Origin of the sequence: Bradyrhizobium sp. 40, from assembly GCF_023100925.1 — a bacterium.
In the GTDB taxonomy this organism is placed as follows: Bacteria; Pseudomonadota; Alphaproteobacteria; order Rhizobiales; family Xanthobacteraceae; genus Bradyrhizobium.
Map to the genome: position 1 here is coordinate 3491116 of NZ_CP064688.1, position 22125 is coordinate 3513240.

Here is a 22125-nt window from a genome sequence, read left to right on the forward strand (position 1 = left end):
GAGTATTGCCATGCGGTTGTCGCGGTTCTTTCTGCCCATCCTGAAGGAAAATCCGAAAGAGGCGGAGATCGTCTCGCATCGGCTGATGCTGCGTGCCGGCATGATCCGGCAGGAGGCCGCCGGCATCTATGCCTGGCTGCCGCTCGGCTTCCGCGTCCTGAAGAAGATCGAGCAGATCGTGCGCGAGGAGCAGGACCGCTCCGGTGCGCTGGAACTGTTGATGCCGACGCTCCAGCTTGCCGACCTCTGGCGCGAGAGCGGCCGCTACGATGCCTATGGCCCCGAGATGCTGCGCATCGCCGACCGGCACAAGCGTGAGCTGCTGTACGGTCCGACCAACGAGGAAATGATCACCGAGATCTTCCGCGCCTATGTGAAGTCCTACAAGAGCCTGCCGCTGAATCTCTATCATATTCAATGGAAATTCCGCGACGAGCAGCGCCCGCGCTTCGGCGTGATGCGCGGCCGCGAGTTTCTGATGAAGGACGCCTATTCGTTCGACCTCAACGAGGCCGCGGCGCGCGTCGCCTACAACAAGATGTTCGTCGCCTATTTGCGCACCTTCGCGCGGATGGGGCTGAAGGCGATCCCGATGCGCGCCGAGACCGGCCCGATCGGCGGCGATCTCAGCCACGAGTTCATTGTGCTCGCCGAGACCGGCGAATCCGGCGTTTTCATCAATCGCGACGTGCTCGACCTGCCGGTGCCGGGCGAGGACGTCGACTACGAGAGCGATTTGACGCCGATCATCAAGCAATGGACCTCGGTCTATGCGGCGACGGAAGACGTTCACGACGCTGCGCGCTTCGAGCAGGAAGTGCCCGCGGATAAGCGGGTGAACACCCGCGGTATCGAGGTCGGGCAGATTTTCTATTTCGGCACGAAGTATTCCGACGCGATGAAGGCGCTGGTGGCGGGCCCCGACGGTGTCGACGTGCCGATCCACGGCGGCTCCTACGGCGTCGGCGTCTCCCGCCTGCTCGGCGCCATCATCGAGGCCTGCCATGACGATGCCGGCATCAAATGGCCGGAGGCCGTTGCCCCGTTCCGCGTGTCGATTCTCAACCTCAAGCAGGGCGATGCCGCGCTCGACGCGGCCTGCGAGAAGCTCTATGCGGAGCTGTCCGCCAAGGGCGTCGACGTGCTCTACGACGACACCGACCAGCGGGCCGGAGCCAAATTCGCCGCCGCCGACCTGATCGGCATCCCCTGGCAGATCATGATTGGGCCGAAGGGGCTCGCCGACGGCAAGGTCGAGCTCAAGCGGCGAAGTGACGGCGCCCGCGAGACCATGTCGCCTGAGGACGCGGTCGCAAGACTTGTGGGCTGATAAGGCTGGTCGGCTGAATATTGTTCATCGCCCGAGATCGCGGCCGCCAATCCGGCCACATTTGACCCCGAATCATGGGACTATCGAGCGATGGATGAGACCATGACCGAAACCGTTCAAACCGCGCCTTTTGCGCCATTCGAGTGGATGCTGTCGGCGCGTTACTTACGGGCGCGCCGCAAGGAGGGATTCATCTCGGTCATCGCCGGGTTCTCCTTCCTCGGCATCATGCTGGGCGTGGCGACACTGATCATCGTCATGGCCGTCATGAACGGCTTTCGCAAGGAGCTGCTCGACAAGATACTCGGGCTCAACGGCCACATCCTGGTCCAGCCGCTGGAATCGCCGCTGACGGACTGGAAGGACGTCGCCGACCGCCTCAGCCAGGTCCAGGGCATCCGGCTCGCAGCGCCCGTGGTGGATGGCCAGGCGCTGGCGTCATCGCCCTGGAACGCCTCCGGCGTCCTGGTGCGCGGCATCCGTTCCGACGACCTCAACAACCTCACCTCGATCGCCAAGAACATCAAGCAGGGCTCGCTCGAGGGCTTTGACGACGGGCAGGGGGTCGCGATCGGCCGGCGCCTCGCTGACCAGCTGTCGCTGCACGCCGGCGACAGCATCACCCTGGTGGCGCCGAAGGGCGCGGTCACCCCGATGGGCACGACACCGCGCATAAAACCGTACAAGATCGCCGCGGTGTTCGAGATCGGCATGTCGGAGTATGATCTCGGCTTCGTGTTCATGCCGCTTGCGGAGGCGCAGGCCTATTTCAACCGCAGCAACGACGTCACCTCGATCGAGGTCTTCACCACCAATCCGGATCAGATCGTCGCGTTCCGTCAGGCCGTGACGGAGGCGGCGGGTCGGCCGGTGTTCCTGGTGGACTGGCGTCAGCGCAACTCGACCTTCTTCAACGCGCTCCAGGTCGAGCGCAACGTGATGTTCCTGATCCTCACCATGATCGTGCTGGTCGCGGCGCTCAACATCGTTTCCGGCCTGATCATGCTGGTGAAGGACAAGGGCAGCGACATCGCGATCCTGCGCACGATGGGGGCCTCGCAAGGCTCGATCATGCGCATCTTCCTGATCACGGGCGCCTCGATCGGCGTGGTGGGTACGATGGTCGGCTTCATCGTCGGGCTGGTGATCTGCCTCAACATCGAATCGATCCGGCAATTCCTGTCCTGGCTGACCAGCACCGAGCTGTTTTCGCCAGAGCTGTATTTCCTGTCGAAGCTGCCCGCCGAGATCGACATCGGCGAGACCTCGGCCGTCGTCATCATGGCGCTGACGCTGTCGTTCCTGGCGACGCTGTATCCGTCCTGGCGCGCCGCGCGCCTCGATCCCGTCGAAGCGCTGCGGTACGAGTGAGGGGCTGATGGAGCAGCAGGGGGCGGAAGATGTGCCGGTCATTTATCTCCACGAGATAAAGCGGCAGTACTTGCAGGGCGAGGTGCCGCTGACGATCCTCGACGGCGCCAAGCTCGCGCTGTGGGCGGGCCAGTCCGTCGCGCTGGTGGCGCCGTCCGGCTCGGGCAAGTCGACGCTGCTGCACATTGCGGGTCTGTTGGAAGCGCCCGATTCCGGCGAGGTCTACGTCAATGGCGCGCCGACCTCGCAACTGCCGGACATCGAGCGCACCCAGCTTCGCCGCACCGATATCGGCTTCGTCTACCAGTCGCACCGGCTGCTGCCGGAGTTCTCGGCGCTGGAGAACGTCATGCTGCCGCAGATGATCCGCGGCCTCAAGAAATCCGAGAGCGTCAAGCGCGCCAAGGAGATCCTTGGCTATCTCGGCCTCGGCGAGCGCATCACGCACCGTCCGTCCGAGCTGTCGGGCGGCGAGCAGCAGCGCGTCGCGATCGCGCGCGCGGTGGCCAATGCTCCGCGGGTGCTGTTTGCGGACGAGCCGACCGGCAATCTCGATCCGCACACCGCGGACCACGTTTTCCAGGCCCTGATGCAACTCGTGAAGGCGACCAAGGTCTCCATGCTGATCGCGACCCACAACATGGAGCTCGCCGGCCGCATGGACCGCCGCGTGTCGCTGTCGAACGGCCAGGTGATCGAGCTCGAATAAAAAACCCTCGAAAACAACCCCATGCACAGTAGCCAAGTGCTTGGCCGGGCTGACGAAAAAAATGGGCGGCCGCACGCCCGGGGCGCTCAGGGCCGGATCACCGTCAATTTGAACGGCCCGCCATTGGCGGCGGCATGGGCTACCGCCTCGTTGGCGTGGTCGAGGTCGAACGCGGTGGCTTCGTACTCCTCCAGCCTGAGCAGTCCCGCGCGCACCAGCGCGATCAGGCGGCCTGCCGCATCCGGCGGATACATCCAGACGCCGTGGATGCTGATGCAGTTGCGCATGATCCAGGGGTAGGGCAGTTCGAGCCCCGCGCCGCCGGCCATGCCGACGCCACCCATCAGCACGACGCGGCCGTAAGCGCGCACCGTCATGATCGCCGCGCGCACCACATTCGTGCTCACCGAGGGCGGCATGATGTCGAGCACGCAGTCGATCGGTCCGGGCGCCGTTCGCTTCATGCGCTCGCGGTCGTCGTCTTCGTTGCCGGAGAGCCTGACCGGCTTGACGCGATCGCCGAAGCGGCGGACGAGGTCGGCCAGGATCTTGTCGTTGCGGCCGGGTGCGACCACACAGGCCGCGCCCATCGCGAGCGCGACCGAGACGGCGGCGCTGCCGAAATTGCCGGTGGCGCCGCTCACCAGCACGGTCTCGCCGGGCTGAAGGTTGGCGGCGAGAAAGCCGCCATAAGGCACCAGCAGCGTCCCCAGCGCGCACCATCGCGTGGCGTCCTCCGGCGTGATCGTGCCGAGCCGCTTGACGTTCTCCGTCGGCACCCGCATCTGCTCGGCAAACGAGCCGTGGCGAAAATGCTGTTGCAGGCGCATGCCGCCCGCACCGGCGGCCGTGAGGCCTTGCAGGGCGATGTCGGGCGAAACGACGTCATCGCGCGAACGCACCGTCGGGTCGCAGAACACCCAGTCGCCGACGCTGAGCTTCGTCGCGTCCGGGCCGATGGCGCGGACCCGGCCGATGCCGCCAGGCCCGGGGATGATCGGCAGCTCGAGCGCATAGTTGCGCACCCCGCTGAAGACCTCGTTCATGTAGGACAGCACCCGCGTTGCGATGACGTCCACGATGACCTCGCCCGTGCCGAGCACCGGTTCGGGTGCATTCTCGATGACGAGCGGAGATCCCAGGGATTTGAGTACGGCGGCTTTCATGGTGGTCACCTCATGTTCGGGTGATGCCCATATGCACCGCCTTCCCAGGTCCAGGAAGGCCTGGTATTATCCTAGTATTGCCCAGGCCCTCCATCGAGGCACGTCACCATGGCCGACCCACGCCGCGTCGAATTCGGCGACTTTCTCAGGTCCCGCCGCGAAAAGCTGTCGCCGAAGACGGTCGGGCTTCCTGCCGGCCGGCGGCGCCGCACCGCGGGCCTGCGCCGCGAGGAGGTGGCGCAGCTCGCCGGCATCGGCGTCGACTGGTACATCCGCCTCGAGCAGGGGCGCACCGTCAGCCCCTCGGTCACCACCATCGACGCGCTGGCGCGTGCGCTACGCCTCAGCAAGACCGAGCACGCCCATCTCAAGGCACTGGCCCGCGACGGCGACAGGCGCGCGTTCACGCGCGAGATCGTGCCGCCGCCAATTCGGCGGATGATCGAAAGCCTGAAGCAGCCGGCCTACATCACGGGGCGGCGCTGGGACGTGCTGGCCTGGAACGCGGCGGCCGAGGAGATCTTCGGGTTCGGACAATTGCCCGAGCAGGACCGCAACACGCTGCTGCTGGTGCTGACGAACAAGCAGACGCGAAAGTTCTACGGTGCCGGCTGGGCGGATGTCGCGAAGAGCATGGTCGCGATGTTTCGCGCCACCCACGACGTCTGGGCCGGCGATCCCGCCTTTACGGAATTGCTGACGCGGCTGCGCCAGGGCAGTCCGGAATTCGTCAAATGGTGGGAAGCGCACGAGATCCGCAGCACTGCCGCGGGCCTCAAGACCATGAACCATCCGACCAAGGGCGTGCTCCGGTTCGAGCACACGAGCTTTCAGGCCAACGACGATCCGGCGCTGAAGCTCGTGATCTACACGCCGGTGTAGGGTGGGCGTGGGGCTTGGAGCCGCCTAGCGGCAGCTGGACCGACCTGGTGGAAGTCCGGGTCGATGGCCAGGCTTCCAGGGGACGGTGATGACGGGAACCTAAATGCCATCATGCGGTTATCGCGCAGACATTTGTGCCACCTGCCTGCATCACTCACAGGGTCAGGCGGGCTCACGGTCGAAGCGAACAGCAGCGGGACGATCAAACACTGGCTCATCGTGGAGCCAGGAAAGTGGCAGGGGAAGACCAATGACGACAGCGACCGGGGTCCGCTCGGCCGATCGCAATTCCGTCCTAGCCACGCTCGGCGACTACATCCGAGAGATCAACAATCCGGACGATCTCGCCTATGCCGCGGCAGAGCTGCTTGGCCGCAGCCTGAACGTCAGCAGGGCAGGCTACGGCACGGTCGACACCTCAGCCGAGACCATCACCATTGTCCGCGACTGGAACGCACCGGGCATCCTGAGCCTCGCAGGCGTGCTGCGCTTCCGCGACTATGGCAGCTACATCGAAGACCTCAAGCGGGGCGAGACCGTCATCTGTGCCGATGCGGAAAAAGACCCTCGCGTCGGCGATCGTGCCGAGGCTCTCGAGGCGATCTCTGCGCGCGCGCTCGTCAACATGCCGATCTCCGAACCCGACGGGGTGGTGGCGCTGCTGTATCTGAACAATGCCAGGCCGCGCGAATGGAGCCCCGAAGAGCTGGAGCTTATCCGCGATGTTGCCGAGCGCACGCGCACGGCCGTAGAGCGCCGACGTGCGGAGACGGCCGTCCGGGAGAACGAAGCCCGGCTGCTTTTCCTGGACACACTCAACAAGGAGACGGCCAAGACCCGTGATGCCGACGGCGTGATGGCGGTGACGACCAGGATGCTTGGCGAGCATCTCGACGTATCGAGCTGCGCCTATGCCGATATGGATCCCGACCAGGACGGCTTCACCATCCGCGGGGATTGGGCGGCGCCGGGCGCGGTGCATATCCTCGGGCACTACAGTCTGGCTGACTTCGGCAAGAAGGCGGTGCGAGAGCTCGGCGCCGGCAGGCCCCTTATCATCAACGATAATTTGAAGGAGCTTGCGCCTGAGGAAGCCGCCACTTTCCAGAACATCGGGATAGGCTCGACGATTTGCATGCCCCTGGTGAAAGAAGGGCGCCTGACCGCCCTGATGGCGATTCATCACCGGGGCCCGCACCAGTGGACGCCGCGGGAGCTCGCCTTGCTCACCGAGGTGACCGAGCGGTCGTGGGCTCACATCGAGCGCGTCCGATCGGAGCAGGCCGCGCGGGAGGCTGCCGAACGACTGACGCTTGCGAACAACGCCGCTGGTATCGGCACCTGGGACTACGACCCGGTCAATAACGTTCTTCGATGGGATAACCGCTGCAGGGAGGTGTTCGGTTTACCGCCGGACGCCGAAGTCAGCTATGAAGGGTCGTTCCTGAAGGGCCTTCATCCCGAAGACAGGCAGCGCGCCCACGAGGCCGTGTCCGCAGCGCTGACGCCGCACGCGCCGGCACATTACAATATGGAATACCGAACCATCGGCATCGAGGACGGCGTCGAACGCTGGATCGCCGCGACCGGTCAAGCCATCTTTGCCAACGGCAAGGCTGTTCGGTTCATCGGGACGGTTCTGGATATCACCGCGCAAAAGAAAACCGAGCGTCATCTCAGAATACTGAATGATACCGGGGCTTCGGTCTCTCGCGAACGCGGCCTCGAGACAATCGTCCAGATCGTGACGGATGCCGGCGTCGGCCTCACGGGTGCTCAATTCGGCGCCTTTTTCTACAACGTTCTGGCGCCGGATGGCGGCAGCTACGTGCTGTATTCGCTGTCGGGTGCGCCGCGATCTGCGTTTGAAAACTTTCCGATGCCCCGCAACACCGCGGTCTTTGGCCCGACCTTTGAGGGCTCTGGCGTGGTGAGGTCCGACGACATCCTGCAGGACCCCCGCTATGGCAAGAACGTGCCGCGGAAAGGCATGCCCGAGGGCCATCTTCCGGTCCGATCCTACCTGGCGGTCCCCGTGATCTCGCGAACCGGCGAAGTCCTCGGCGGACTTTTCTTCGGCCACGCCGAGACGGGTAAATTCCAGGCCGAGCATGAGGCGGCCTTGCTTGGTATTGCCGGCCATGCCGCCACCGCTATCGACAACGCCCAGCTCTTGACCCGGCTCGAGGCGCTCAATGCGGGATTGGAGCAACGTGTTGCCGACGAAATCGCCGAGCGCATGAAAGCCGAAGAGCAGTTGCGGCAATCCCAGAAGATGGAAGCCGTCGGGCAATTGACCGGAGGTATTGCCCACGACTTCAACAATATGCTGGCCGTGATCCTCGGCAGCTTGAACCTTGCCAAGCGGCGGCTCGGCAGGGGAGAGGTCAGCATAGACCGCTTCATCGAGGGCGCGATCGACGGTGCAAATCGCGCAGCCACGTTGACGCAGAGGCTGCTCGCGTTCTCGCGCCAACAGCCTCTCGCGCCTGAGGTCGTGGACATCAACAAGATGGTCGGCGGGATGAGCGAGCTGCTCGAGCGGTCACTCGGCGAGCTTATCCGCCTCGAGACGGTGCTGGCGGCTGGCCTCTGGCGGGTCAAGGTAGACCCGGCCCAGCTGGAAAGCGCCGTGATCAATCTCGCGGTCAATGCGCGCGATGCCATGCCAAAGGGGGGCAGGCTGACGATAGAAACCAGCAACGCCTCGATCGATCGAAAGTATGCGCGCGAGTATGCACTCGCACCCGGGCAGTACGTTCTGGTGGCCGTGACGGACAACGGCACGGGAATTCCGGCCGATGTGCTCGGCAAGGTGTTCGATCCGTTTTTCACGACGAAGGTCGTGGGCAAGGGCACCGGTCTCGGCCTCAGTCAGGTCTACGGTTTCGTGCGGCAGTCGGGCGGCCATGTCAAAATTGACTCGGAAGTCGACGTTGGCACGACCGTGAAGATCTATCTTCCACGCTTCGCCGGCGAGGAGGCGGGCTCGGACCTGTCGCAGCAAGAGATACCCGCCGGTGCGAGCCATCAGAACGAAACCATTCTCGTCGTGGAAGACGACGAGCGCGTCCACAGCATGTCTTCCGAAAGCCTGCGCGAACTCGGCTACGTCGTCATCGAGGCAGCCAGTGCCAGAGAGGCGATCAGGACGATCGAAAATGGCTTCGTTCCAGATCTGCTGTTCACGGATGTCGTCATGCCCGACATGACCGGCGCCGAGCTTGCGGCCGAGCTGTCGAGACGATACCCGGCGCTGAAAGTGCTGTTCACCACCGGCTACACGCGCAATGCAATCGTTCACAATGGCGTGCTCGATGCCGGCAAGCATCTGCTTCCAAAGCCCTTCGCTATCGAAGACCTGGCTGCCAAAGTCCGCATCTTGCTCGACGAAATCTGAACGCGTTTTGGAAACGATCTCTTTCGTTTGCAAGCCGCCTTCCCAAGGGCTATGTCCCGGCTTTCGGAAGAGCATGACATGACAATCTCGGATGACGAGGACCTCGCGCGCCTGAAAGAGATCGGGCGCATCGTCGCCAATATCCTGGAGGCAATGGGGAAGGCGCTCGAGCCGGGCATGACCACCTCCGAGCTCGACCGCATCGGGCGAACACTGCTGGAGGCTGCCGGCGCACGTTCGGCTCCGGAGCTGGCCTACGACTTTCCCGGGGCGACCTGCATCAGCGTGAACGAGGAGATCGCTCATGGCATCCCGGGCGATCGGCGGATCGCGCGTGGGGACCTCGTGAACATCGACGTGTCAGCCGAGAAGAACGGCTTCTTTGCGGATACGGGAGCGTCGTTCGCCGTTCCACCCGCAACGCGAGCGGTCGAACGTCTTTGCAGGGACGGCCGGCGCGCGATGTGGACGGGCCTGCAGCAGGTCGGAGCCGGCAAACCGATTGCCGGTATCGGTCAGGCCATCGGTACCTTTGCGCGGAAGAACGGTTACAGCCTGGTCAGGAACCTTGCCAGTCACGGCGTCGGCCTGTCGCTCCATGAGGAGCCGACGGAGATCGCAACATGGCCCGACCGCTCCGAACGCCGCGTCATGAGCGAAGGCCTCGTGTTCACCGTCGAGCCGTTCCTGTCTCTTGGCGCCGAATGGGCCCAGGATGGCGATGATCCGTGGACGCTCTATAGCAGCCCCGAGGCGCCGACCGTTCAATACGAGCACACCGTGATCGCAACTCGAAGCGGACCGTTGATCGTGACGCTGGCTGGTTAAGGAGGCGTCCTCAAGCCACCGGATCTCGGGCAGCATCCGAACGGCTTCGATCATCCGGCGCCAGCGGCGGTGCCCGTCTCACCGGAGGATTCCCCGGTGCGGCCGCGCTGCTTCCCGAGCGGATATCGGCTGGAGCAGACCTGTTTTCAACAGACCTGGCGTCGCGATAGGCGACGATCCAGATCAGGAAACCCAGCACCGCCAGCGCGGCACCGACGGGACCTGTGGAGGTCCACCCCAGCCCCTCGCGGATGGCGAGGCCGCCGAGGAACGGGCCGAGCGCATTGGCGGTGTTGAACGCCGAATGGTTGAGTGCGGCGGCGAGCGCCTGCGCGTCTCCGGCGACGTCCATCAGCCGCGTCTGGAGGATGGCTCCGAGCGAGACGCCGGCGCCGATGGCGAAGACGTCTGCCGCCAGCGCCCAGGGATTGCCGGCGGCAAGCGGAAACACCAGCAGCGCGACCGCCGAGAACAGCAGGATGCCGCCCGCCGTCGGCATCAGCGCACGGTCGGCAAAGCGCGGTATGACCAGATTGCCGAGCGTGGCGCCGATGCCGAACACGGCCAGAAAAAGCGGTATGAGCGCGGGGCTGACCTTGGTCACCTCGATCAGCGTCGTCGCCAGATAGGTGTAGACTGCGAACATGCCGCCGAATCCGATGGCGCCGATCGCCAGCGTGATCCAGACGCGGCCGCTTCGCAGCGCTCCGAGCTCCCGCAGCGGATCGGACCGGCCAGCCTGGTCGCGCGGCGCGAACAGGGCGCAGAGCAGCACCGTAAGCAACGCCAGCACCGACACGAGGCCGAAGCTCGCGCGCCAGCCGATGGCCTGCCCAATCAGATTGGCCAGAGGCACACCGATGATGGTGGCGCCGGTCAAGCCGAGCATCACCTGGCCGATCGCCTGCGAGCGACGATGTTGGGGAACCAGCGAGGCGGCGACCAGCGCGGCGATGCCGAAATAGGCGCCATGCGGCAAGCCCGAGAGAAATCGCGCCGCGATCATTGAGCCAAAGCCCGGTGCCAGCGCGGTGAGGGCATTGCCGAGCGCGAACACGGCCATCAGAACCAAGAGCTGTGCGCGCCGCGCCAACCGTGCGCCGAGCACGGCGATCAGCGGCGCGCCCAGCACGACGCCGAGTGCATAGGCGCTGATCGCGTGTCCCGCGGTCGGCTCGTCGATCCCAAGGTCGGCGGCGAAAAACGGCAACAGGCTCATCGATGCGAATTCGGTGGTTCCGATCGCAAAGCCGCCCATCGCGAGCGAGAACAGGACGATGGCGAGATGAGGGGGCCTGGAGGCCGCGGTCGCGCGGGGCGAGGTCGCTTGCTGCGATGTCGCTTGCTTCGATGTCGTCATATGTCCTGCAATGGTGGCGTCAACGGGAACCAGCCCAGCGAACGTCGCCACCCCTGCAAGATTTCTCTGTCGTACTTAAACCCGGATCAGCCCGCGTCAACACTGGACGCTCAATGCGGGGCAGGCCGCATATCAGCGTCCCGATTTAGTTGACGCGACTCGGGCGGCGAGGGGGCTTCTTCTGCGCAAAATACGGGTTCGCCACGCACGTCGCCGATCGACCGACGGCCAAAAATCTGCACTGCTCGAGCGAGGCGTAGCGGCAATCGAAATAGCCGACGGGACCGTAGATCTGCATACAGACCGGATAGCTCGGATCGTAGGTCTGCGCGTGCGCAGGCGCGCCCGCGAGGAATAAGCCGATCGCGAACAGCGCGAGGCGAGCGCGGCGCATCTCAGCGCGGCACGTAATAACCGGGCGAATAACCCGGCACCTGGGCCCGCGGCCTGTTCTGATACGCATAGGGATCGTCGCTCTGGCCTGCGAAATACGGGTTCGCGATGCAGGTGAGGGCGCGGCCCGACGAACTCGCCTGGCACTGCGCGTAAGTGTCGAACGTGCAATTGCTGAGCCCCGGCCACTCATCGCCGGTAAGACAGAAGGCATGATGGGTCCCGAACGCGTGCGCAGGCACGCTTGCGATAAGCGTCAGCCCAAATGTGGCGAGAGCGAGCGAAAATATGGCGACAATAGGGAAAGCAATTCGTCTGCGCATTCAATTCTCCAATCACGCGAACGTGCGCGCGACGTTGTCACGCGCGCGTGCTGCATACATCGTGTAATCGACAATGGAACTCATGAAAACACTTGTTCCAGAGGGTTTCCAGCGCGCGCTGGTAAATCTTCATTAATGAAGCGCGATCCTTTGGCGCGGACTGTGGCGTCGAGGTTACAGCAATTCCGTCGAGCGCTGTTATGACGACGCCACGGCCCGGGGGCCTAACGACGAAACTGGAACGGGAATCAAATGAACAAGAATCTGTTGCTTGCTGCTGTGAGCCTCATCGCGCTCGGCGCGACTGCGCCGGCGGTGGCTGCTGACCTCGCTGCGCGGCCTTACACCAAGGCGCCGGCGATGGTTGCCGCGATCTACGACTGGAGCGGCTTCTACATCGGTGTCAACGGCGGCGGCGGTTCCGCGCATTCGACTTGGGATCTCGTCGGCGGTGGCCGCGAGGGTTCGCACGATGCGACCGGCGGCACGGTCGGCGGTCAGATCGGCTACCGGATGCAGTCGGGCCAGTGGGTGTTCGGCATCGAAGGTCAGGGCAACTGGGCTGACTTCTCGGGCGACAACGTCAGCGCGCTGTTCGCCACTCGCAACCGCTCCAAGATCGATTCGTTCGGTCTGATCACCGGTCAGATCGGCTACGCCTGGAACAACGTCCTCATTTACGCCAAGGGCGGTGCGGCTGTCGCCGGCAGCAAGTATGAAGTCTCGACCCTTGGCGGCGCACTGCTGTCCTCGAACGATCAAACCCGTTGGGGTGGCACGGTCGGTGCCGGCCTCGAGTACGGTTTCGCCCCGAACTGGTCGGTTGGCGTCGAGTACAACCACATCTTCCTGCAGGACAAGAACGTCACCTTCGCGCTGGTGCCCTCGACCGACCGCATCCGTCAGGACGTCGACATGGGCCTCGTGCGCCTGAACTACAAGTTCGGCGGCCCGAGCCTCGGCCGTTACTGAGCAGAAGCCTGATCTCGATCGCTCGACTTCGAGCGGTCGGCGGAAGCCCCGGCCATCGGCCGGGGCTTTTTTGTTGTTCAAGTTCAGCGGGTTAACCATTCGGTTTCGAGGTGGCGAAGATGGCTTGACTCCTGAGAACGAAATGAGAACAATGTTCTTCATGCGTTCTCGCCATGGAGCAAGCCATGTTCAGGATTTTCGTCGAAGAAGCCGCCGCGCTGGCCTCGATCGCGCTGTTTGTCGGGATGATCGCGATCTGGGCCCAGGTGCTCCCGCAGCTCTAGGCGCGGGCCTAGGTTGGGGAAAAGCAGGACGAGGCGGCTGATCGGCCGCTCCGGCGTGGACTCTGGCAGCGTGGCGCCCCACCATTGTGGGGCGAGTCGGCTAGGCGAGTGCAGGATGCCTCCGGTGCCGGCGACCGCTCCATATCTCATCTGCAAGAGGCCGTCACGCGACCATGCCGAGCGCCGGATTTGTCCACCTTCACGTTCACTCGGCCTATTCGCTGCTCAAGGGCTCGATCAAGATCGCCAAGCTCGCCGAGCTAGCCAAGAAAGACCATCAGCCGGCGCTGGCGCTGACCGACACCGACAACATGTTCGGTGCGCTGGAGTTCTCCGACAAGATGGCGGGCTCCGGAATCCAGCCGATCGTCGGCTGCGAACTCGCGATCGAATTCGGCGACCAGGATCCCACTGCCCGCAACGCGCTTCTGCCCTCGCGCGTGGTGCTGCTGGCCGCGCAGGAGCGCGGCTACCGCAGTCTGATGCGGCTGAACTCGCGCGCGTTCCTGGAGACGCCCGACACTCATGCCCCCCACATCAAGTTCGACTGGCTAGAAGGCGAGACCGAAGGCCTGATCGCGCTGACGGGCGGTCCGGACGGGCCGATCTCGCTGGCGCTTGCCGGCGGTTATAGCGAGCTCGCGGCGGCGCGCTGCGAGCGTCTCGCCGGCCTGTTCGGAGACCGCCTCTACATCGAATTGCAGCGCCACAACACCGAGAAGGAGCGGCGGGTCGAAAGCAGCCTGATCGACATCGCCTACACCAAGGGCCTGCCGCTGGTTGCGACCAACGAGCCGTATTTCGCCGCGACCGACGATTACGAAGCCCATGACGCGCTGCTCTGCATCGCCGGCGGGCGGCTGATCGCGGAGACCGAGCGCGAGCAGCTCACGCCCGATCATCGCTTCAAGACCCGCGCCGAGATGGCGGTGCTGTTCGCCGACATTCCGGAGGCGCTGGCCTCGACGGTCGAAATCGCCGAGCGCTGCTCGTTCCGGCCGATGACGCGCAAACCGATCCTGCCGTTCTTCACGGTCGGCGCTGCCGCAAGCTCCGATGCCGCCTCCGTCGAGGCGGCCGAATTGAAGCGGCAGGCAGAGGAGGGGCTCGCCAACCGTCTGCGCGTGCACGGGCTGTCGCAAGGCACGACGGAAGAAGATTACAACGCGCGGCTTGCGTTCGAGCTCGACGTCATCATGCGCATGAAGTACGCGGGCTACTTCCTGATCGTCTCCGACTTCATCAAATGGGCAAAGGGACAGGGCATCCCGGTCGGGCCGGGCCGCGGCTCCGGCGCAGGCTCGCTGGTTGCGTGGGCGCTCACCATCACCGACCTCGACCCGATCAAGTTCGGCCTGCTGTTCGAGCGCTTCCTCAATCCGGAACGCGTCTCGATGCCGGACTTCGACATCGACTTCTGCCAGGACCGCCGCGGCGAGGTGATCAGGTACGTCCAGGAGCGCTACGGTCGCGACCAGGTCGCGCAGATCATCACCTTCGGTACGCTGCAGGCCCGCGGCGTGCTCCGCGACGTCGGCCGCGTGCTGCAGATGCCCTATGGGCAGGTCGACAAGCTCACAAAACTCGTGCCGCAGAATCCGGCCGCGCCGGTGACGCTGGCAGCCGCGATCGAGAGCGAGCCGAAGCTCCAGGCGTTCCGCGACGAGGACCCGGTGGTGGCGCGCGCCTTCGACATCGCCCAGCGCCTCGAAGGCCTGACCCGTCACGCCTCGACGCACGCGGCCGGCATCGTGATCGGCGATCGGCCGCTGAGCGAACTCGTGCCGATGTATCGCGATCCCAAATCCGACATGCCGGTGACCCAGTTCAACATGAAATGGGTCGAGCCGGCCGGCCTCGTGAAATTCGACTTCCTCGGTCTGAAGACGCTGACCGTGCTCGACGTCGCGTGCAAACTGCTCAAGCCGCGCGACATCCATGTCGATCTCGCCACGCTGCCGATCGACGATGCCGAAAGCTACCAGATGCTGGCGCGCGGCGAGGTGGTCGGCGTGTTCCAGGTTGAAAGCCAGGGCATGCGGCGCGCGCTGGTCGACATGCGTCCCGACCGTTTCGAAGACATCATCGCGCTGGTCGCGCTCTATCGACCGGGTCCGATGGCGAACATCCCGACCTATTGCGCGCGCAAGCACGGCGACGAGGAGCCGGAATATCTCCACCCCGTGCTGGAGCCGATTCTCAAGGAGACCTTCGGCGTCATCATCTACCAGGAACAGGTGATGCAGATCGCGCAGGTGATGTCGGGCTATTCGCTCGGCGACGCCGACCTGCTGCGCCGCGCCATGGGCAAGAAGATCCGCGCCGAGATGGAGAAGCAGCGCGAGATCTTTGTCGCCGGTGCGGTGAAGAACGGTGTGCCGAAGGGGCAGGCGGACACCATCTTCGAGCTGCTGGCGAAATTCGCCGACTACGGCTTCAACAAGAGCCACGCGGCGGCCTATGCGCTGGTGTCCTACCACACCGCCTACATGAAGGCGCATTACCCGGTGGAGTTCATCGCGGCGTCGATGACGCTCGATCTCAACAATACCGACAAGCTCTCCGAATTCCGCGCCGAGGCGCAGCGCCTCGGCATCAAGGTCGAGCCGCCCAACGTCAACCGCTCCGGCGCGACTTTCGAGGTCGGCGACAAGACCATCTACTACGCGCTCGCGGCGCTGAAGGGCGTCGGCATCGCGGCCGTCGAGCAGATCATCGCGGAGCGGACCAAAAACGGCTTGTTCACCTCGCTCGCCGACTTTGCCGCGCGGGTGTCGCCCCGCGCGATCAACAAGCGCATCATCGAAAGCCTCGCCGCTGCGGGGGCCTTCGACACGCTGGAGCCGAACCGGGCGCGGGTCTTCGCCGGCGCCGATTCGATTCTCGCCGCGTGCCAGCGGGCGAACGAAGCCGCAACCATCGGCCAGAACGACATGTTCGGCAGCTCGGCCGACGCGCCGACCATCATGCTGCCGCAGATTGAGCCCTGGTTGCCGGCCGAGCGGCTGCGCCGCGAATATGACGCCATCGGCTTCTTCCTGTCGGGACATCCGCTCGACGATTACGCCACCGTGCTGAAGCGGCTGCGCGTCCAATCCTGGGCCGAGTTCTCGCGCGCGGTGAAGACCGGCGCCACGGCAGGCAAGGTCGCGGCCACGGTGGTGTCGCGGATGGAGCGTCGGACCAAGACCGGCAACAAGATGGGCATCATGGGGCTCTCTGATCCCACGGGTCACTTCGAGGCGGTGCTGTTCTCCGAAGGCCTCGCGCAATATCGCGACGTGCTGGAGCCGGGCGCCGCGGTGCTGCTCCAGCTCGGCGCCGAGCTCCAGGGCGAGGACGTCCGCGCGCGCGTGCTCCACGCCGAGCCGCTGGACGAGGCCGCGGCCAAGACGCAGAAGGGCCTGCGCATCTTCGTGCGCGACACCAAGCCGCTTGAATCGATCGCCAAGCGTCTCGCCGGCCCCGACATGACCGCTTCGAACGGCGCCGCGCCGAAGGTCGGCAGTCCCGGCACCGCGCCGCGCTCCAACGGCGACGGCGAGGTCTCGTTGGTCATGATGCTCGACCTCGAGACCGAGGTCGAGATGAAGCTGCCCGGCCGCTTCAAGGTCTCGCCGCAGATCGCCGGCGCCATCAAGGCGGTCGCTGGCGTCGTGGACGTGCAGCAGCTCTAGCCACACGCACGCTGTTGCAGGCGATTGCATGTTTTGCGTGGGGGATGCTACCGCCCTGTTGCAACCTCTCGCTGTTTTCCGTTAGCATGCGCTCGGGGAAAAATCTGGGGGCGTGATGCTATTGCGTGGGCTGGTATTGCTCGTGGCTGCGGCACTGCTGTGCGGCTGTGAGACGGCGAGGAGCGGGCTCGGATATTCGGAGACGGTACGAAAGCTGGGTCCGCCGAAAGCCGGGCAGGCCCGCGTCGTCGTGTTTCGCGAGAAGGGCTTCGGCGGCATCGGCGATCCGGACTGGGAATTTTCCCTCGACGGTACGCCGATCAAGGGCCTGAAGACCGGGACATATGTCTATGTCGATCGCCCGGCAGGCCAGCACCAGTTCGTAGCAGAGGAAGCAGCGCTCGGTGTCACGCGCGTGGACTTCTCGGCGCAGTCGGGCCAGACCGTGTTCTTCGTAGCGCGCTTCAGTCAGCGCAAGAGCGCCATGATCGCGAATGCGAGCACTGGGGTGCTGGGCTGGGGTCTCACGCTTGCGATGACATCCGGCTATAAAAACCAGGGGCCGCTGGATTTCCTGCCTTTGGATGAACCGGCCGCCCGGACGACGATCGCAGAGCTTCGGTTGGCGGAATAGCCCCGCGCGAATTCGGTCCCGCCCGCACCGTCATTTGTGGTGTCGTCACAGCGTTGCGGCTATGATCACCGTGAGGCCGTTGGCCCATCGCGCCGGGAGGGATCGTGACATGTGCGACAAGTGCAATGAATCCCCACATGAGAGGATCGCGCCGTCGCGGCGGTCCGCGATGTTGTTGGGCGCCTCGGCGCTCGGCCTCGCCCTGACCGGCAGAGCCTTCGCCAAGGAGACCAAGACGCCGCCAAAGCCGCAGAACGTGCTGTCGCCCGACGCATCATTGAAGCGCCTGACGGAAGGCAATGCGCGCTATGTCGACGGCGTTTCGCGGCGGCACGATTTCAAGCACGAGCGCGAGGCGCTGGCCGGCGGACAGAATCCGTTCGCGGCCGTGCTGAGCTGTGCCGATTCGCGCATCGCGCCGGAATATGCCTTCGACACCGGCCGCGGCGATCTGTTCGTCTGCCGCGTTGCCGGAAATTTCGCCGGCACCGAGACCATCGCCAGCATGGAATACGCGGTCGCCGTGCTGAATACGCCGCTGATCCTCGTGCTCGGCCATGACGCTTGCGGTGCGGTCGATGCCACGCTGAAGGTGATCAAGGACAACAAGCCGCCGCCGGGCCATATTCCCTCGCTGGTCGATGCGATCGCGCCCGCCGCCAAGGCTGCGATGCAGCAGGGTGGGGACGTCCTCGACAAGGCGATCCGGCAGAACGTCATCGACAACGTCGCGAAGCTGAAGTCGGCAGCGCCGATCCTCAATGCGGCCGTGGAGCAGGGCAAGCTGAAGGTCGTCGGCGGCATCTATCGGCTCACGACGGGAACGGTCGACCTGATCGCGCAGATCTGACGAGACGGACCGGCTCGCGCCGGCTCGTTGTCGCGAGGCTGACGCAGGCGCCTGGCGTTGGTGCCGGGCGCCATGCCGCCGCCTCAATCCAAGCCTTCGCTATTTGGAAGCCTTTCGTTCAATTGGAAGCCTTTCGTTCAAGTGCCATTCAGCTGGCCACGCGTCTGATGCGTGGCGGCACCTCAACAACAAAAACGGGCAAGCAAGCCATGCGTGGGACGCTCAGAGCCTTCATTTGCCTCCTCCTGCCGGTCGCGGTCCTTGCCGCAGGCGCGCCCGATCCGGCGCGTGCGCAGCAGCAGGAAAAGCGTATCGCGCTCGTGGTCGGCAACGGCGCCTACGCCAAGTCGCCGCTGGCGACGACGGCAAACGATGCCGGCCTGATCGCGCAGACGCTGCAGGCGGCGGGCTTCGACGTCGTCGGCGCGCGCGATCTCGACGGCGACACGCTGCGCAAGAGCTTTCGCGATTTCATCCAGAAGGCGCAGGCCTCAGGCCCGGGCACCGTTGCGATGGTCTATCTCGCCGGCTATGGCGTGCAGCTTGCGGGTGAGAACTACTTCATCCCGGTCGATTCCAACATCACCCGCGACACCGACATTCCGACCGAAGGCCTGCGCATCGGCGACTATCTCCGCCAGCTGGCTTCCGTTCCGCTCAAGGCCAACATCATCGTGCTCGACGCTGCGCGGGCGCAGCCCTTCGTGGAGGGCGGCCAGCAGATCGCGAGCGGACTTGCACTGGTCGAGCCCGACGCCAACATGCTGATCGCTTTCAACGCCGCGCCCGGCACGGTGGCGCCCGAGGAGCCCGGACCTTACGGCATCTATGCGCAGTCGCTGGCGGAGATGATCCGCACCGGCGGCCTGCCGCTGCCCGAGGTGTTCGACCGCGTTCGCCTGCGCGTCAACGAGGCCAGCAAGGGCGCGCAAGTGCCCTGGAACGAGCAGAAGATTTCCGCCCAATTCTCGTTCTTCGAGCGCGGGCCCGACGCGCCGCCGCCTGAGGCCGCACCCGACCAGGTCGCCGCGATCCGCAACAAGCCGATCCGCGATCTCGGCGTGCAGGATGCCTATGCCGCGGCGCTCACGCGCGACACGCTGCCGGCCTACGAAGAGTTTCTCACCGCCTATCCCGGCGACCCGCTGTCGAAGCGCGTGATGGCGATCGTCGCGGCGCGCCGTGAGGCCATCACCTGGCGGCGAACCTATCGTACCGACACGCCGGAAGCCTATTGGTCGTATCTGCGTCGCTATTCGCGCGGTCCGCATGCGGCAGATGCGCGCCGGCGCCTGGCGATTCTTACCGCGCCGGCCGAGCCGCCGCCGAGCTTCGCGATGATCGACTACGACGTGCCGCCACCGCCGCCGGAGGAGGTGGTCTATGTCGACCGTCCCGTGCTGTATTTCAGCGATCCGGATTTTGGCTTCGCGCCGCCACCGCCGCCGCCGGTCTACTATCTGCCGCCGCCGCCGCCGGATTTCGTCGTGCTGTCGCCGCCGATGCCGGTGATCGGCCTGTTCGTGCTGCCGCAGCCCATGTTCGTGCCGATTCCTGTGTTCGTCAGGCCGCCGCTCTATGTTGCACCGCCGCCGAACAACATCATCTATCAGAACATCCATAATCGGACGGTCATCAACACGGTGATCAACCAGCCGCCGGCACCGCCGGCGGGCGCGGGTGCCGGAGCGGGCAATCTCATGCCGGCCATTGCCGGGCGCACCAATCCGGCTGGTCCCGCCATGCCGCAGGCGGCCGTGCAGCGCGCTGCCCTGATTCAGCAGGGCAAGGCGCCGATGCCGCCGAGCGCAACGATGCAGCCGACGGCGAGGCCAGGAACGCCCCCGGCGACGCCCGCCAATGCCGCACCGACCGGGACGCCACCGGCCGCTCCACCTGCCAGTCCACTTGTCAGTCCACTTGCCACGCCACCGGCCAAGCTGCCCCAAGCCAACACGCTGCCGGTTCCCGGCACCCATGGCGGTCCGCCCGTACCGCCAGCGGGAGCCGGGCCTCTGCCGGGCGGCAGACCCGGGCTGCCCACGGCCACTGCACCCGGCGCGCCGCTGCCGAACCATCCGGGGGCGCCGACCACTGCTGCTCCCGGCACCACGCCGCCAGCCCATCCCGGTGCGCCGACCGGCGCGTCGGCGACGGCGCCCACGGCGACAAACCCGGCCGCTGTCCCCGGCCAACTGCCGAAGCCGCCGGTGGCCCAGGCCCCGCCCGGAACCGGGCCTGGGGACCATGGCAAGTCCGCAATCCGCGAGCCGGCTGGTTCGCCGCCGGCTGCCCGCACGCCTCCGGGCCCGGTTGGAAGACCGGTCACGCCGCCGCCCTCGGCGGCGCGGGAGCCGATCCGGCCGCAGCATCAACCGACCGCTGCTCCCGCCCAGGCTGCCCGGCCGTCGGCACCACCACCGCGGCCTCAGGCCGTGGCCCGGCCAGCGCCTCCGCCTCCGCCGCGTATTGCGCCGCCGCCACCGCCACGGGCGGCTCCGCCCGTGGCGGTCGCTCGGCCGGCGCCGCCGCCAATGGCGCGACCCGCGCCGCCGCCGCCGGTCGCCCGGCCGGCGCCACCTCCGCCGCCCCGGATGGCCGTCGCGCCACCGCCGCCGCCGCGCCCGGCAGCACCCCCACCGCGTCCTCCGGCTCCGCCGCCGGCGGCAAAGAAGTGCCCGCCGAACCAGCCCAGATGCTAGGCAGGGGCTAGGCCGCAGCGTGGTCTTTAAGGAAGGGGGCCTCTCGCGGGCGAAAGCCGCCCCGAAAGGCCCTTATTTCCTTGCTTCTGGTCGAAATCGCGCTATACACCGCGCCATCTCACACGGAAGCATGGCTCACAAGGCCGTCCGGTGGCAGCCGGGGCGACAACGCTCTGTCCTGCTCACACGCTTCCGGAGGAACCAACCGGAGAATTAGAACGATGGCACTACCCGATTTCACTATGCGTCAGCTCCTCGAAGCCGGCGTGCACTTTGGTCACCAGTCTCACCGCTGGAATCCGAAAATGGCGCCGTTCATTTTCGGCGCTCGCAACAACATCCACATCGTCGACCTCGCGCAGACCGTGCCGTTGCTGCACAACGCCTTGCAGGCGGTCAGCGACACCGTCGCCAAGGGCGGCCGCATCCTGTTCGTCGGCACCAAGCGCCAGGCACAGGACGGCGTTGCCGACGCAGCCAAGCGCTGCGCTCAGTACTTCGTCAATTCGCGCTGGCTCGGCGGCACGCTGACCAACTGGAAGACGATCTCGGGCTCGATCAAGCGCCTGCGTCATCTCGACGACGTGCTCGCCGGCGGCGATGCCTCCTCCTACACCAAGAAGGAGCGCCTGACGCTTCAGCGTGAGCGCGACAAGCTCGACCGCTCGCTCGGCGGCATCAAGGACATGGGCGGTCTGCCCGACCTGATCTTCGTGATCGACACCAACAAGGAAGACATCGCGATCCAGGAAGCCCAGCGGCTCAACATCCCGGTCGCGGCGATCGTCGACACCAATTCGGATCCGAAGGGCATCACCTATGTGGTGCCGGGAAATGACGACGCCGGCCGCGCGATTGCGCTCTATTGCGATCTGATCGCGCGTGCAGCGATTGACGGCATTTCGCGCGCCCAGGGCGATTCCGGCATCGACGTCGGCGCTTCGGTTCGGCCGGCCGCAGAAGAGCTGCCGGCCGCCACGAGCGGCTTCCAGGGCCTCGCCGGTCCGCGCGGCACCTCCGACGACCTCAAGAAGCTCCCTGGCGTGTCGGGCGCGATCGAGAAGAAGTTCAACGACCTCGGCATCTTCCACTTCTGGCAGCTGGCCGAGCTCGATCACGACACTGCGCACAAGATCGGCGAAGAAGTCGGCCTGCCGAGCCGCGCGGACGCCTGGGTGGCCAAGGCCAAGGCGCTGACCGCGGAAGCGGAATAAGTCAAAAAGAGCGATGGGTTGGCCGGACAA

General features: G+C 65.5%; 16 protein-coding genes. 12 read left to right on the forward strand and 4 right to left on the reverse strand.

Going from position 1 to position 22125, the window contains the following annotated elements; translation table 11 throughout:
- The first annotated feature begins 10 nt into the window (after positions 1–10).
- From proS to IVB40_RS17015, 3 genes are all read left to right on the forward strand, one after another.
- The gene (proS, locus tag IVB40_RS17005) at positions 11–1330 is read left to right on the forward strand and encodes a proline--tRNA ligase (RefSeq protein ID WP_247819381.1); all 1320 of its coding nucleotides are present in this window, start codon (positions 11–13) and stop codon (positions 1328–1330) included.
- Positions 1331–1420: 90 nt separating this feature from the next.
- The gene (locus tag IVB40_RS17010) at positions 1421–2701 is read left to right on the forward strand and encodes a lipoprotein-releasing ABC transporter permease subunit (RefSeq protein WP_007603606.1); all 1281 of its coding nucleotides are present in this window, start codon (positions 1421–1423) and stop codon (positions 2699–2701) included.
- Positions 2702–2708: 7 nt separating this feature from the next.
- Positions 2709–3410, forward strand: a complete 702-nt coding sequence (locus IVB40_RS17015; protein ID WP_027567170.1) for an ABC transporter ATP-binding protein — start codon at positions 2709–2711, stop codon at positions 3408–3410.
- An 86-nt stretch (positions 3411–3496) separates the two neighbouring features.
- Here the strand turns inward: IVB40_RS17015 and IVB40_RS17020 are convergent, their stop codons facing one another.
- Entirely contained in the window at positions 3497–4576 is a 1080-nt protein-coding gene (locus IVB40_RS17020; protein ID WP_247819382.1) for a zinc-binding alcohol dehydrogenase family protein, read from the reverse strand.
- Between the two features lie 108 nt (positions 4577–4684).
- Here IVB40_RS17020 and IVB40_RS17025 point away from each other — a divergent pair, with 108 nt between their 5' ends.
- From IVB40_RS17025 to map, 3 genes are all read left to right on the forward strand, one after another.
- Positions 4685–5458 (forward strand): helix-turn-helix transcriptional regulator, encoded by a 774-nt coding sequence (locus IVB40_RS17025; protein ID WP_027567168.1) that lies wholly within the window; start codon positions 4685–4687, stop codon positions 5456–5458.
- A gap of 250 nt (positions 5459–5708) precedes the next feature.
- Positions 5709–8858 carry a GAF domain-containing protein gene (locus tag IVB40_RS17030; RefSeq protein ID WP_247819383.1) on the forward strand — a complete coding sequence of 1050 codons (3150 nt, stop codon included), beginning with the start codon at positions 5709–5711 and terminating at the stop codon, positions 8856–8858.
- Positions 8859–8936: 78 nt separating this feature from the next.
- On the forward strand, positions 8937–9686 hold the full coding sequence (gene map / locus IVB40_RS17035) for a type I methionyl aminopeptidase (protein ID WP_247356312.1): 750 nt from the start codon (positions 8937–8939) through the stop codon (positions 9684–9686).
- Positions 9687–9696: 10 nt separating this feature from the next.
- On the opposite strand, the gene IVB40_RS17040 is transcribed toward map, so the two are convergent.
- The 3 genes from IVB40_RS17040 to IVB40_RS17050 all read right to left on the reverse strand — a co-directional run bounded on the left by IVB40_RS17040 (position 9697) and on the right by IVB40_RS17050 (position 11762).
- On the reverse strand, positions 9697–11046 hold the full coding sequence (locus tag IVB40_RS17040) for an MFS transporter (protein WP_247819384.1): 1350 nt from the start codon (positions 11044–11046) through the stop codon (positions 9697–9699).
- Positions 11047–11191: 145 nt separating this feature from the next.
- Positions 11192–11440, reverse strand: coding sequence for a DUF3551 domain-containing protein (locus IVB40_RS17045; RefSeq protein ID WP_027567164.1), 249 nt, complete (start codon positions 11438–11440; stop codon positions 11192–11194).
- Position 11441: 1 nt separating this feature from the next.
- Complete coding sequence (locus tag IVB40_RS17050; protein WP_247819385.1) at positions 11442–11762, reverse strand: DUF3551 domain-containing protein; 321 nt, start codon at positions 11760–11762, stop codon at positions 11442–11444.
- Between the two features lie 252 nt (positions 11763–12014).
- Here IVB40_RS17050 and IVB40_RS17055 point away from each other — a divergent pair, with 252 nt between their 5' ends.
- The 6 genes from IVB40_RS17055 (at position 12015) to IVB40_RS17080 (ending at position 22095) form a co-directional block, all read left to right on the forward strand.
- Entirely contained in the window at positions 12015–12734 is a 720-nt protein-coding gene (locus tag IVB40_RS17055) for an outer membrane beta-barrel protein (protein ID WP_247819386.1), read from the forward strand.
- A gap of 457 nt (positions 12735–13191) precedes the next feature.
- Positions 13192–16695 (forward strand): DNA polymerase III subunit alpha, encoded by a 3504-nt coding sequence (gene dnaE, locus IVB40_RS17060; protein WP_247819387.1) that lies wholly within the window; start codon positions 13192–13194, stop codon positions 16693–16695.
- A 115-nt stretch (positions 16696–16810) separates the two neighbouring features.
- Positions 16811–17329, forward strand: a complete 519-nt coding sequence (locus IVB40_RS17065) for a hypothetical protein (RefSeq protein ID WP_027518200.1) — start codon at positions 16811–16813, stop codon at positions 17327–17329.
- A 109-nt stretch (positions 17330–17438) separates the two neighbouring features.
- Complete coding sequence (locus tag IVB40_RS17070; RefSeq protein ID WP_027567159.1) at positions 17439–18179, forward strand: carbonic anhydrase; 741 nt, start codon at positions 17439–17441, stop codon at positions 18177–18179.
- A gap of 209 nt (positions 18180–18388) precedes the next feature.
- The gene (locus IVB40_RS17075) at positions 18389–20881 is read left to right on the forward strand and encodes a caspase family protein (RefSeq protein WP_247819388.1); all 2493 of its coding nucleotides are present in this window, start codon (positions 18389–18391) and stop codon (positions 20879–20881) included.
- Between the two features lie 221 nt (positions 20882–21102).
- Positions 21103–22095: a 30S ribosomal protein S2 gene (locus IVB40_RS17080; protein WP_027567157.1), complete on the forward strand. Its 993-nt coding sequence runs from the start codon at positions 21103–21105 to the stop codon at positions 22093–22095.
- Positions 22096–22125: the final 30 nt, after the last annotated feature.